Below are 13,798 nucleotides of genomic sequence, written 5' to 3' on the forward strand. Positions count from 1 at the left end.
ATTCATTTAATGGATTTTTATGCGAAATAACGTCTGCATTTGGCTTTGATTTAAGCCCTTGTTGAAACAGAAAATCTCAGGCTTTTTAGGGTGATTATCCCTTCCAGTTCATGAAAAAAAATGCGGGCTTTATCCAAGGGCTAAACCCCAAGTACGCCACCCGCATTTCCCTGTCATTGCACTTAACTTGTCAATGTCTTGCGAACAAGTGAGTGCTTAACTTCTTAGTTGCTTCGATTCTTAGCTGTTTAGCTGTTTAGCTGTTTAGCTGTTTGGGCAATTAACTGCCTAGTGTTGCAACCATTACTGCTTTGATGGTGTGCATGCGGTTTTCAGCTTCATCGAACACGATAGAGTATTCAGACTCAACCACTTCATCTGTTACTTCAACGCCGTCTTTTAGTTGCGGATATTCAGCAGCAAGCTGTTTACCAACAGTGGTGTCTTCACCGTGGAAAGCCGGTAGGCAGTGCATGAATTTCACATGTGGGTTACCCGTTGCTTTCAGCATTTCCATGTTCACTTGGTAAGGCATCATTAGGTTGATGCGCTCAGCCCATGCTTCTTTCGCTTCGCCCATCGATACCCAAACATCGGTGTATAGGAAGTCACAACCTTGCACGCCTTCTTGAACATCTTCAGTCAGTGTAATTTTGCCGCCTGTGTGCTCTGCGATTTCACGACACTGAGCCAATAGTTCTTCTTGTGGCCAGAACTGTTTTGGAGCAACAAGGCGAATGTCCATGCCCATTTTCGCTGCGCCAACCATCAGAGAGTTACCCATGTTGTTGCGAGCATCACCTAGGTAAGCAAAGCTGATTTCATGCAGTTGTTTGCCACGGCCGTATTCCGTCATGGTTAGGAAGTCAGCAAGGATTTGAGTTGGGTGGAACTCGTCAGTCAGACCATTCCATACTGGAACGCCAGCGTATGCGCCTAGCTCTTCAACAATCTCTTGACCGAAGCCGCGGTATTCGATGCCATCGTACATACGACCAAGAACGCGAGCCGTGTCTTTCATTGATTCTTTGTGGCCAATTTGAGAGCCAGATGGGCCTAAGTAAGAGACGCGAGCACCTTGGTCGAATGCCGCAACTTCGAATGCACAACGAGTACGAGTTGAAGTTTTCTCAAAGATAAGCGCAATGTTTTTGCCAGTCAGTTTTGGCTGTTCGTAACCGTTGTACTTCGCTTTTTTAAGCTCCATAGAAAGATCTAACAAGTGTTGAATTTCGCGTGGAGTGAAATCTAGTAATTTTAGGAAGTTACGATTGCGTAGGTTAAAAGCCATGATGTATTCCTTCTTAGATTTAGGCACTTTCTTGTTACAGGGAAAGAAAATTCAAGAAAGCGCGATTCAATATTTAGTTAAATTTGTTCGGTTCTGTTTGTTCGTTTAATGCTTGGTTCTACAAGGTTTAAAAGCTATCAAGGTTTAAAAGTTCTTAAGCTTTTAGCTCGTTACCCCTTGGTGATATTGGTGCCCGCTTGGCCTTGTAGGATTTGCAAGCCATCTTCGAGTGCACCGATACCCACAACCTTGCCGCCTTGCTCAATGAATTCACACGAAGCTTCGATTTTTGGCCCCATTGAGCCCGCATCGAATTCAAACATCGCTAATTCACTTGGCGTGGTACTGCGCAATGCGTGTTGAGTCGGTTTGCCCCAATCAAGGTACACAGCGTCTGCATCGGTCAGAATCAGTAGCGCATCCGCATCCAATTGTTTAGCTAGGAAAGCGGCTGACATGTCTTTGTCGATAACCGCTTCCACACCAACTAATTTGCCATTCTCTTTTTTCACTGGGATGCCACCGCCGCCAGTACAAATTACTAGGTGACCTGCATCGATAAGCTGGGTGATCGCTTCGTGCTCAACAATGCCTGTTGGTCTTGGGCTTGGTACCACACGACGGAAGTGTTGGCCGTCAGGTTTTACGATCCAGTGGAATTTCTCTGCTAGTTCACGCGCTTCCGCTTCTTCGTAGATCGGGCCAATCGGTTTGGTTGGATCCGCAAATGCAGGATCATTTGGATCAACCGTCATTTGGGTCAACATGCACGAGATGTTGCGGTTAGGCAGGTAGTTTTTGAACTCTTGCATCAACATGTAGCCGATCATGCCTTGAGTCTCACTGCCCAATACATCCAGCGGGTATGGGTTTACTTTCTTGTATTCCAAACCTTGCAGAGCAAGTAAACCAACCTGTGGGCCATTACCGTGCACTAACACCACGTTGTACACTTTTGCGATTTCAGAGATGGTTTTCACCGCCGTTTCAATATTGCGGCGTTGAACATCGGCTTCTAACGGCTCACCGCGACGAAGTAGGGCATTACCACCGAGTGCGACAACAACAGTTTGCTTAGTCATAATTGTGTTCTCTCATTTTGGCCAAGCTGAGATTATTAAGATTGCTCAACTTGGCCGTTTCGTCTTAGTGATTAGATACCATCACGCTCAATTGGGCAGCTCATGCAGCGTGCGCCACCGCGACCGCGGCCAAGTTCATCGCCTGGAATCGGAAGAACCGTGATGCCTGCTTTGTCGTATTTTTCGTTGGTGTAGGTGTTGCCTTCGTAGCCAATCACGACACCAGGTTTAACGGTTAGAACGTTGTTTGCATCGTTCCACTGTTCACGTTCTGCATGGAAGTTGTCACCACCTGTTGTGATGAGGTTTAGCTTGTCTACGCCCAGTGCTTTTTCGATAGCGGTTACGAAGTAGCCTTCTTCTTTCACTTTCACTGCGCCAGACTCATCACCAGTTAGGTTCCAACACTGAACGTCTTTACTCACCACTTCAGGGTAAACAGAGAAGGTATCTTCGTTCATGTGCGTCATCACGGTGTCTAAGTGCATGCAAGAGCGGTGTTTTGGTAGCTGCATTGCGATAACTTGTTTCGCTTGACCGTGCTTGAATAGGCTCGATGCTAAATGCTCAACACCTTGTGCTGTTGTACGCTCAGACATACCGATAAGTACCGTGCCGCGACCGATAACAAGAACGTCGCCACCTTCAATGGTTGAGTTGTCGTAGCTGATGCTCTCTTCATCGCCGAAGTATTTAATGAAATCTTGGCCTGCGAATGTTGGGTGCCAGCGGTAAATAGCGCGAACGTGGTTAGTTTCACGTTGACGAGCTGGTTTCGCCATTGGGTTGATAGATACACCACCGTAGACCCAGCAAGATGTGTCGCGAGTAAATAGGTGGTTTGGTAGAGGCTCGATAATGAAGTCCGTTGGTGCGTGCATGCCTTGCATCATTGAAGATGATTTCATTGGCATTTCAGCGTAAGACAGACCACCCGTTAGGATTTTTGCTAGCTCTAGGTTTGGTAAGTCGCCCAAGTAGCAGCGCACATCGTTAGCAAAAGTTTTGCCTAAGCGGTAATCAGAAACTTGATGACTCAAAAGCCAATCTTTTGCTTCTGGCACGGCTAGCGTGTCTGCTAGTAGGTCAGTAAGAAGAAGAACCTCAACACCTTGATCACGTAGCGTTTGAGTAAATGCATCATGCTCTTTACCTGCACGCTCAACAGCCAGTACGTCATCAAACAGCAAATCGTGACAGTTAGAGGGTGTTAAGTGAGTCAGTGCGCGTCTTGGGCGGTGAACTAGAACGCGGCGTAATTGACCTATTTCAGAACCTACATAGAACTTACTCATGATCGTCTCTCTCTTATATATTTGAATTACTTTTATCGCTAAGAGTAATTATTTATTTTCAGTTGAGAAGAATGAATTATTTATTCATATCTCTTGTCTGGAATTAATATTACGCCTGCTAGTCAGGTATTCTTAGAGATCTATCACAAATCGTTTTTTATCCCGCAGCCCTTTAAAATTAAGGGTTTTAACAAACTTTATGCACTTTTAACTATTGGCTATCCCTTCTAAATAGTTAACTCTTTGGGAACATTATGCATGTTTTTTTCACTCGTATTACTAGAATGGAAATTCTAGGGCTTTATATGCAAATTAAATTTATTGATAGGAATGAGCTTAAGGTGGAAGTATGCAATGTTAGTATTTATATATTTAATTTTGAAAGTGAAATTAATTATTTCTTAACAATTTAAATGCGAATAAAGCTATTGCGGTCACACTTTATAATCGAGTGTTTTAATCCGGTTTTCTATGAAAATAGCCAATACTAGTCCTTTGCTTATTACAGCGTAAATTACTTTAAATATAATTAACGCTAATAAGTGACTAAGTATTTCTCTAAATATAGTAGCGATGAATATTTGCTTTTTAATTAACCTTAGCGTCGATATTTAAAGGTTAGATTTTCTTTCTAGCAAGTCTCTCAGCTCGTTTACGTTTTGTTGCTTTGATAGGGCTTATAGGTTGATAGAGAGGCTTTAAATGATGTGTGTGCAGCTTGTGAGGGTGTTTCGATGAATGGGTATTGTTGGTGAACGATAGTGACAAAAAAAGCCGCTAGAAAGCGGCTTTGAGTGAGAAAGTGAGGTGTATTGGTTTTAGATAAGTGCACCAATACTCAGAACAATGATGCAGAACACCATCAAGATACCGATTAATGGCATTACCCATTTAACCCAGCGTACGTAAGGGATACGAGCAATCGCCAAGCCGCCCATTACTACCGCAGAGGTTGGTGTGATTAGGTTTACCAAGCCAGAAGCTGATTGGTAAGCGGTGATAACAAGGTCACGACCTACGCCAGCAAAGTCGGCCAATGGCGCCATGATTGGCATAGTGAGTACCGCTAAACCAGAGGTTGATGGCACTAAGAATGATAATAGAATCTCTAAGAAGAACATCACGTTAATAAAGATAACCGAAGATAACCCGGTGACCATTTGCTCAGCAGAGAAAAGGATAGTGTCGGTGATCATACCGCGGTCCATCACCACCACAATACCACGAGCTATACCTATGATAAGTGCTACGCCCAGTAGGTCACGAGCACCATCAATGAAGCTTGATGTAAACTCTTCTTCGCTCATGCGAGACACAATACCAACGATGATGGTCGCAGCTAAGAACATTGCAGAGATCTCAGCCATCCACCACCCAGCAACGGATACACCGTAAATCATTACCGCGAATGATCCGCCAAAAATGGTCAGAATCAGTTTACGTGTTGCGGTGAATTCCAGTTTTTCGCCACTTGCGTTGCCAAGGAAGTGCGCTTTGTTCTCTTCGTATTTGTCGTACACAATCGATTTGCTTGGATCGGCTTGAACCATTCTTGCGTAACGCATGACGTAAGCAACACAGATACCCCAGCCAACAATCAGCATACCAACACGCAGCACGATACCGTCGGTAAATGGAATGCCAGAGGCGTTAGCAGCGATAACGGTCGCGAATGGGTTAATGGTTGAGCCTAGAACCCCAATACCCGCGCCAAGCAGTACCGTTGCAGCAGCCACCAGAGGGTCGAAGCGAGCTGCCATCATCACAGGTACTAGTAGGGTGTAGAAGGGCAGTGATTCTTCCGCCATGCCGTAGACAGTACCGCCCGCGGCAAACAGCGCCATCAGTATTGGTATCATCAACTCTTCTCGCCCTTCTAAGCGGGCGGTAACGCGTTCGATACCTGCATCAATCGCGCCAGTTTTGGTTACTAGCCCTAAGAAGCCACCAATGATTAAGATGAACAGCGAAACGTCGATGGCCGCAGCTTCATAGCTATTGTGGTCGTAGAAGCCGTCAATAGGCGCTAGCAGTACGTCAATCACGCCTTGAGGGTTACCCTCTACCGCTTGATAAGTTCCCGTTACGGGTACTTCTCGGCCTAGTTCTTCATTCATTGCTCGGTCGTATTGTCCCGCAGGAACAATCCAGGTAAGCAGAGCAACGAACGCAATTAGAATAAATAAAATGGTATAAGCAGAAGGGAATTTAAAATTGGCAAAGAAGCCGCCCTTTTTTGTCTCGCTTGGTATCGTTTGAGTTGTCATGGCTATCTCCTTACATCATCTTAAATAGAAGTGATGTGAATTAGCGACTAATGATTTATAGATTGTAAATACATGACTCTTATAAAGTACCCAACGATAAAAGTTGCTGACTTTAAATTAAGGTTATTTTTATATTTACCAATCCAAATGAATTTAGATTTATTTTAGCTGCGGTTATTTTATTCCTTACTTAGCTATTTAAGTTTGGTGCTGTTCACAAAAATAATCGCCAATGAATGGGCTGGAAAATGGCAAAAAAACGGCAAGGTTTTTTGGTTAGTTAGCTTGGATTAATATTCGATGTAGATTAACGAGATGTGAGAGGGGATTGATTTGATAGGTGTTGTTTCTAGTTGGTTTAAATAACCTTGGAATTTTATTCAAACTTTATTTTTAGTCGGTTTTTAAAGTTTATAATGGTTATTTGACGTGTATCAAATATCACATTGAGTAGAAAACAAAAAAGGAAGCCGAAGCTTCCTTTTAAATGTTCAATCATCAGCGAATGTTAGATAAACAGACCGCCGAATGCGAAGCCTAGTGCTACCGCAGTACTGATTGTTACCACACCTGGAATGAAGAATGGGTGGTTGAATACGTAGTTACCGATACGCGTCGAGCCTGTGTCATCCATCTCAACCGCCGCTAGTAGCGTAGGGTAAGTTGGAAGCACGAACAGCGCACTTACCGCAGCGAAAGAAGCAACCGCTGTTAGTGGTGCTACGCCAATCGCTAGAGCTGCAGGCATAAGTGCAACCGTTGTTGCGCCTTGAGAGTAAAGCAGCATAGAAGCGAAGAACAGAACAAGCGCCAGCATCCAAGGGTAGTCAGCCAATAGCGCGCCTGCTACGTCTTTGATTTCAGCAACGTGTGCGTTTACAAACGTTGAACCTAACCAAGCCACACCAAGTACACATACACACGCCGTCATACCAGAGCGGAATGTTGGTGCTGAAGAAATCTTAGCTGCATCAATCTTAGTGAACATAACGATTGCTGCCGCTGCTGCTAGCATCACAGACATGATTGCTTCGTTACGACCTAGTGTAGGGTTTTCAATTAGGCCAACAGAGCTAGAGATAGCTGCTGCGTAGCAAACCACGAAACCAATCGCAGCTAGGAAGATATAAGTCGCTTTCTTCGCTGTAGGAAGGATCTCGCGTTTCTCTTCTGTTGCCAGTTTGATTAGACCTTTCTCTAGGCGCTCTTGGTAAACAGGATCGTCTTTCAGCTCGCTACCCATGTAGTTAGCGACAACCGCACCAACCATACAAGCGATGAAGGTTGTTGGGATACAAACCATCAGTAGCGTTAGGTAATCAACACCGAACGGTGCAAGCATTGCAGCGAAAGCCACAACCGCTGCCGAGATTGGCGAAGCTGTGATTGCGATTTGAGAGGCTACAACTGCGATAGACAGTGGACGAGAAGGACGCACGCCTTGGCCTTTCGCTACTTCTGCAATAACAGGAAGTGTTGAGAATGCTGTGTGACCAGTACCCGCCATTAGTGTCATTACAAAGGTCACGATTGGCGCATAAAAGGTGATGCGTTCAGGGTGCTTACGCAAAAAGTTTTCTGCAATTTGCACCAACCAGTCCATGCCGCCAGCAACCTGCATTGCAGCAATTGCGGTGATAACAGACATGATGATCAAGATTACGTCGATCGGGATGAAAGATTGGCTTGTTGGAACGCCAAGAATAAGTGATAGGGCAATAACACCAGCACCACCGGCAAAACCGATACCGATACCGCCAATTCTGGCCCCCAAAAAGATAAAGAGCAGGACGATAAATAGTTCTACTGCAATCATAAGTAACACCTCATTTAGATTTTATTATGTGAACATTCGCCGCCGGAATGTTCACATAATAGTTCTATGGTTTAGGTTCAATTAAGCAAAAGTGCAACATACAGAAATCCACAAAATAAACAGGGTTAACCGTATTGGAGCCTAAAAAGGGCTCCCTTTGGAGCCCTTTCTCGCTAACTTTATTCGTAGCGCTTCGCTTTATACTGAGGATGCATCAAATTTTCAACAGAGAAAATGTCATCAAGTTCTTCTTCGGTCAATAAACCGCGCTCTAGGACCACATCACGCACGCTCTTACCTGTTTCTGCACAGATCTTACCAACAATGTCACCTTCGTGGTGGCCAATGTATGGGTTTAGGTAAGTAACGATACCGATAGAGTTAAATACGTGAGATTCACACACTTCTTTGTTTACAGTAATGCCGTCTACACACTTGTCGCGTAGGTTCACACAAGCGTTGGTTAGGATGTCTAGAGACTCAAACATGCTTTGTGCAATAACGGGTTCCATTACGTTCAGCTGAAGTTGACCACCTTCTGCAGCGAAAGAAACCGTGTTGTCGTTACCTAGAACTTTGAAGCAAACTTGGTTTACTACTTCAGGAACAACTGGGTTTACTTTAGCAGGCATGATTGAAGAACCCGCTTGCAGTTCAGGTAGGTTTAGCTCGTTCAAGCCAGTACGTGGACCTGAAGAAAGCAGACGCAAATCGTTACAAATTTTAGACAGTTTAACGGCTAGACGCTTAAGTGCGCCGTGCGTCATTACGTATGCGCCACAGTCAGACGTTGCTTCGATTAGGTCTTCAGCAGGAACACACTCTAGGCCAGTTACTTCCGCTAGGTGTTTCACTGCAAGGCCTTGGTAACCCGGTGCTGCGTTCAGACCAGTACCGATTGCCGTAGCGCCTAGGTTAACTTCAAGCAGTAGCTTTGATGTGTATTCTAGGTTTTTGATTTCTTCATTGATGGTTACTGCCCAAGCGTGGAACTCTTGGCCAACCGTCATTGGAACTGCATCCTGAAGTTGAGTACGACCCATCTTCAAAATTGTGTTGAATTCTTGGCTCTTAAGCTCGAATGCACCTTTTAGGTATTCAATCGCGTCGATCAGTTTTAGTACGCTGTTGTAAACAGAGATACGGAAGCCAGTTGGGTAAGCACAGTTTGTAGATTGGCTGCGGTTTACATGGTCGTTCGGGTTGATGAACTCATATTGGCCTTTTTCTTTGCCCATAAGCTCAAGTGCCACGTTCGCAACCACTTCGTTCGCGTTCATGTTTACAGAAGTACCAGCACCACCTTGGAAAACGTCTGATGGGAACTGATCCATGCACTTACCAGTGTCTAGAATTAGGTCACAAGCTTGGATGATGTATTTAGCCACTTCGCTAGGGATTACACCTAACTCTTTGTTTGCTAAAGCCGCAGCTTTCTTTGTCATCACCATACCGCGAACGAATTCAGGTACATCTGAGATCGTTACATTTGAGATGTTGAAGTTTTCAACTGCGCGTAGAGTGTGGATGCCGTAGTAAGCATCAGCCGGAACATGACGTTGACCTAAAAGATCTTCTTCGAGACGAGTAGCTTGAGGAGCATCAACTTGTGCTTCTGATAGAGTAGCCATAACAGGATCCTTAGAGAATTATTCTGATTATATAGTTAGTTATTAGCCTATTCTGTGTGCAAATACTCCGTTCGCTAGAATATTGGGCTGATAAATCCGTCCTGACTTATGTGGCACATGATACTGTACCTAGCGCATAAAAATAGTAAGTTGATCACCTTTTTCGCTTTTGTTTCGTCAATATTTTGCAAAGTTATTCTTGGTCAATAAACACGCTTATTTACAGGATAAATTTGAGATTGATAGAGCTTTCAGCGTAAACTGCAAGTAACAAAGGAGGGCGTGTGTTTCCTATCTTATTATTACTATTTATCTTCGTACCCATCATTGAGATTGGGCTATTTATTCAAGTTGGTGGCTTCTTAGGATTGTGGCCAACTATTGCGTTAGTGTTGATTACTGCATTTGTTGGTGCCTCACTGGTTCGTAGCCAAGGCATTCAGACACTGATGTCTGTACAAGGTCGTTTGCAACAAGGCGAAATGCCAGCACAACAAATTCTTGAAGGCGTGATGCTTGCGGTTGCAGGTGTATTGCTACTGACTCCGGGCTTTATGACGGATGCACTTGGTATGTTGGTATTGCTGCCAGCACCAAGAGCGATGATTGCTAAGAAAATGATGGAAAAAATGGTGGTTAAAAATATGTCTGGTGGCTTCCATGCTGGTGGACAAGCTGGCTTTGGTCAGGGGCCATTTGGACAAGATCCGTTTAATCGTGACCCATTTGATCAGTCAAAAGATGGCAATACCTTTGAAGGTGAGTTTGAGAAGAAAGACGACGACAACGATCGTAACCGCTTAAACTAATTCCGTCGCTTTTTGCTTTCTTTTATATAGAAAGACAAAAGAACAGAAACAGAAAAGGCTCTTACCTTTATCCTTCGCAAGAAAGTGATAATGGTAAGAGCCTTTTTATTGCATGTTACCTGCTATTTACGATTGCTCGCAGGAGCAGGTAACAGGCCGTGTGAACAGTTATTTACTGAGATTGATTTACTGAGACTGGGCTATGCTATACCGCGCCTTCGAAGCCCATTTGGCGCCACGCTTCAAATGCGATGATAGCAACCGCATTAGACAGGTTTAGGCTGCGTGCGTCTGGCATCATTGGAATACGAATACGTTGCTCCATTGGCATGCTTTCGATGAACTCAGCAGGCAGGCCACGTGTCTCTGGGCCAAACATCAACACATCACCTTGTTGGAACTTCGCATCCACGTGGTGACCTGTCGTTTTAGTGGTGCAAGCAAAGATACGGAAGTCACCTTTGCGTTCATTCTCTAGATACTCAAGGAAGGCTTCTAGGTTCTTGTGACGCTTAACACGCGCTAGGTCGTGGTAATCCAAGCCAGCACGACGAACTTTCTTCTCTTCAAAATCAAAGCCAAGCGGTTCAATCAGGTGCAGGTTTGCGCCGCAGTTAGCACATAGGCGGATGATGTACGCACTTATAGCAATCTGAAAATTGTATTTTTTTTAGGTTAAGATGAAAAAAAACTATTAAGATAGGCACCTACATATAGATCGTTACCTAAAGAAAGCGACCTAAGAAAAAAAGTGTATAATTGAACGAATAATTGGCGCAGAGAAAGCGCTTACCACTAATTTAAGAGCATCGAAAGACTATGTTTCATATTGCTTTGCACTCTCCTAAAATAGCAGCTAACACTGGTAATATTATTCGATTGGCCAGTAATAACGGTTGCCACTTGCACTTGATTGAGCCTCTTGGTTTTGACCTAGAGGAAAAAAAATTACGACGTGCCGCTCTTGATTATAGAGATCTTGCAAGAGTTACTGTGCATTCTGACTACTTTGCTTTTGAGAAAGCGATGGAGGGAAGGCGCATATTTGCTCTTACGACGAAAGGCTCTCGTCCGCATGATGAACCTAATTATGTTGAGGGTGATGTTTTATTGTTTGGGGCAGAAACATCAGGTTTGCCAGATGAGATCCGTACCGGTATACCCGAAGAACAACGTATTCGTATAGCGATGTTGCCTGATGCTAGGAGTATGAATTTGTCGAATGCGGTAGCTGTTGTGAGCTACGAAGCTTGGCGTCAGATTGGTTTTCCTGGAGGGAAGTGAGCTAACTGATTTTTGTCGGATAGATGGCACGTGATAACAGGTGCAACCCTTTTCTGAAGTTTAAGTGCAACTTGCATCATACGAGGCTCAAGCCTTCGCTTTAATTATCTTTGCGATACGCTCTTAAAGCTTTAATGCTTCCTCAATTGTCACTCAGTAACTGGTAAACTGCGGTTCGTTGTAAAAAGGCACACTAATTTCATTCGAAATCATCATTTGCTTCTTTCTTAAATAAAGTCTTCCAAGCCGATACTGGATGAACCATTACTAATGGATGACGACCCTAAAGATGAGAGATGCTAGATCGTTAGGCAAAGCGATAAAATACACGTTTAAGTAATAATTGAGGACTTTGCTGATTCAAACATATCAACAAGAGTAGATTATTTCTAATCTGAGATGATTTTTTAGGGCATTAACTTTAAGGTGGGGTATCCAGAACCTTACTAGCCAGACGACATAACTCAGAAATTTTTAATAAGGTGACGAAAAGCGTGCAACCTAGAGTGAAGGGCGTGAGCTAAGACATTTAGCCGAGCTGGACTAGGGCTCGGCTTTTTATTGGTCCTATAGGGGAAGGTACCATATTACGTAGTTATGGGGTGAGAGGCTACCACTCGTAACGCAGGCTGGTGGTGAATACTGCGCCTTTCTGACCAGATACGCTTGCGCCAGAAGACGTGATTTCTGAGTTGCCACCTTTGTTGTCGGTGTAGTTCAAGAATATAGACGATTGGCGCGTTAGGCGGTATTGAACCTCAGTTTGAATTGCATCTTCAATCACTTCTTCGCCGTTGGTTGATTCATCCAATGCTAAGTAACGGTAACCCGCACGAACAACCCAGTTACCAAAATCGTATGCTGCACGGAAGTCGTATCCTGTCGTATCGGCATTGTCACTGCTGTTTCTAAGCCCCATTGACTCTTGGGTGTAAGCCGCACCTAGGTATAGGCCGCCAAGGAAGTATTGCGAGCCCAAGCCCCAAGTTTGGTAATCTTGTACGTCAGCGTTCGCATCGTCAGATTTGTTGTACTGGAACATTGCAGCTGGCTTTAGGACACCCGCATCACCCATATCGATGGTGTAACGCGCTGCTGCGTTGTAACCGTAATCAACGTTGCTGTTGGTGATAAGTGCTGTACCGAATGCCAAGTTGCCGATTTCGTTACGGTATTGGACCGTACCGTTTTGACGGAAGATAAGCGCGGCACTAGAGTCAACTTCACCTACGTGGTAACCCGCAACTGGGTCGCCACCAGTAGAGAAGATATCACCAATGTCAGAGAACAGCGTCACAACCGACAGCACACGGCCTGTTTCTATACGGCCATTCTCGTTCATGTCGATACCTGCCCACACGTAACGAGCTTGCCAATCGATGCTAGCGTCTTCATCGTTTGAAACCAGTTGGTACTGCATCTGACCAATGAGTGAGTAATCGTCGTTGATCACTTGGTGGCCGTTGAAGCCAACACGAGCACTGACTGAACCGTTCAGTTTCTCGTCGCCGTCTGCGGCTGGGTTGCTGTGCTCATCGTGATATTTGAAATCACCTTGAACACGGCCATACATGTTCAACACTGAGCCATCTTCTGCTTTATAAATTTGTGCTGCTTGAGAGGTAATAGGCAGTAGAGCAACCGGAGCCAGCGCCAGAGCAAGTAAAGTTTTTTTCATTTCTAAGTACCACTTTTGTAGAGATATATCCCTAATGTTTCACTCGCAAATATCCGTATTTGCTTGTTTTTGGCACGACAAAGCCCCCTGCCATTAGAAATGGCGTAATAGGAGGACGATGACGTGTATTGGTAAAAGTTGTTAGTTAGCGAGCAAACGCTTGTGGAGTTTCACTACCACTTTCTTGAGCTTTTCAGGCTGAACTATTTCGCAGCCTGGCTTGTGAGGTTCTCCAGGGAAGAACACCGCAAACATGCCTGGTTGTAGAACCACCTCGCTGGTGTCGGTCATGTTACTGACTAAGTAGAAGTCGTTCTCGGCATCGTAGCCGCTCGCCGGAAGGTTTTTTGGTGACTCGTTGCAAAATTGAATGCGCTCTTCACCATATATAAGGCATTGAATATCAAGATAGTCTTGGTGAACTTCAGCTTGTTTGCTTTCGGCAGGAATCGTATTGAATTCCATGACATTCGCGAAGATATCGTCGCCATCAATGGCGTGTTGACCCACTTCCAATTCCATCAAGTCGACGGTTTGTAGGTAGTCTAAGCAGCGTAAGATTGGCTTGGGCAAATATTGATTAATGTTATGGTGTTGAATATGACCGTAAATCACAGTGGGTATCTCCAAATTCTAGGGTTGGTT

At 44.5% G+C, this 13,798-nt stretch carries 11 protein-coding genes; 2 read left to right on the plus strand and 9 right to left on the minus strand.

Going from position 1 to position 13,798, the window contains the following annotated elements; genetic code table 11:
- Positions 1–280 precede the first annotated feature (280 nt).
- The 6 genes from L1D22_RS16750 to aspA form a co-directional block, all read right to left on the minus strand.
- A complete protein-coding gene (locus L1D22_RS16750; protein WP_016793903.1) occupies positions 281–1,291 on the minus strand; it encodes an ornithine carbamoyltransferase in 1,011 nt (336 codons plus the stop codon).
- Between the two features lie 170 nt (positions 1,292–1,461).
- Positions 1,462–2,373, minus strand: a complete 912-nt coding sequence (gene arcC, locus L1D22_RS16755; protein ID WP_016790859.1) for a carbamate kinase — start codon at positions 2,371–2,373, stop codon at positions 1,462–1,464.
- A 71-nt stretch (positions 2,374–2,444) separates the two neighbouring features.
- A complete protein-coding gene (arcA, locus tag L1D22_RS16760; protein ID WP_017630901.1) occupies positions 2,445–3,668 on the minus strand; it encodes an arginine deiminase in 1,224 nt (407 codons plus the stop codon).
- 818 nt (positions 3,669–4,486) lie between these two features.
- Positions 4,487–5,935, minus strand: coding sequence for a YfcC family protein (locus L1D22_RS16765; RefSeq protein ID WP_239830605.1), 1,449 nt, complete (start codon positions 5,933–5,935; stop codon positions 4,487–4,489).
- Between the two features lie 508 nt (positions 5,936–6,443).
- Positions 6,444–7,751 (minus strand): anaerobic C4-dicarboxylate transporter, encoded by a 1,308-nt coding sequence (locus tag L1D22_RS16770; protein WP_239830606.1) that lies wholly within the window; start codon positions 7,749–7,751, stop codon positions 6,444–6,446.
- 179 nt (positions 7,752–7,930) lie between these two features.
- A complete protein-coding gene (gene aspA, locus L1D22_RS16775; protein ID WP_017630905.1) occupies positions 7,931–9,382 on the minus strand; it encodes an aspartate ammonia-lyase in 1,452 nt (483 codons plus the stop codon).
- A 284-nt stretch (positions 9,383–9,666) separates the two neighbouring features.
- Here aspA and L1D22_RS16780 point away from each other — a divergent pair, with 284 nt between their 5' ends.
- Positions 9,667–10,191 carry an FxsA family protein gene (locus L1D22_RS16780; protein WP_061033600.1) on the plus strand — a complete coding sequence of 175 codons (525 nt, stop codon included), beginning with the start codon at positions 9,667–9,669 and terminating at the stop codon, positions 10,189–10,191.
- 205 nt (positions 10,192–10,396) lie between these two features.
- On the opposite strand, the gene L1D22_RS16785 is transcribed toward L1D22_RS16780, so the two are convergent.
- Positions 10,397–10,843, minus strand: a complete 447-nt coding sequence (locus L1D22_RS16785; protein ID WP_239830628.1) for a tRNA (cytidine(34)-2'-O)-methyltransferase — start codon at positions 10,841–10,843, stop codon at positions 10,397–10,399.
- A 167-nt stretch (positions 10,844–11,010) separates the two neighbouring features.
- On the opposite strand from L1D22_RS16785, the gene L1D22_RS16790 reads away from it, so the two are divergent.
- Positions 11,011–11,475, plus strand: a complete 465-nt coding sequence (locus tag L1D22_RS16790) for a tRNA (cytidine(34)-2'-O)-methyltransferase (RefSeq protein ID WP_239830607.1) — start codon at positions 11,011–11,013, stop codon at positions 11,473–11,475.
- 610 nt (positions 11,476–12,085) lie between these two features.
- On the opposite strand, the gene L1D22_RS16795 is transcribed toward L1D22_RS16790, so the two are convergent.
- Positions 12,086–13,153: a porin gene (locus L1D22_RS16795; protein WP_239830608.1), complete on the minus strand. Its 1,068-nt coding sequence runs from the start codon at positions 13,151–13,153 to the stop codon at positions 12,086–12,088.
- Between the two features lie 141 nt (positions 13,154–13,294).
- On the minus strand, positions 13,295–13,768 hold the full coding sequence (gene nanQ / locus L1D22_RS16800) for an N-acetylneuraminate anomerase (RefSeq protein WP_239830609.1): 474 nt from the start codon (positions 13,766–13,768) through the stop codon (positions 13,295–13,297).
- Between the last annotated feature and the right edge of the window lie 30 nt (positions 13,769–13,798).

Origin of the sequence: Vibrio sp. Isolate34 (assembly GCF_022397915.1) — a bacterium.
Lineage (GTDB): Bacteria > Pseudomonadota > Gammaproteobacteria > Enterobacterales > Vibrionaceae > Vibrio.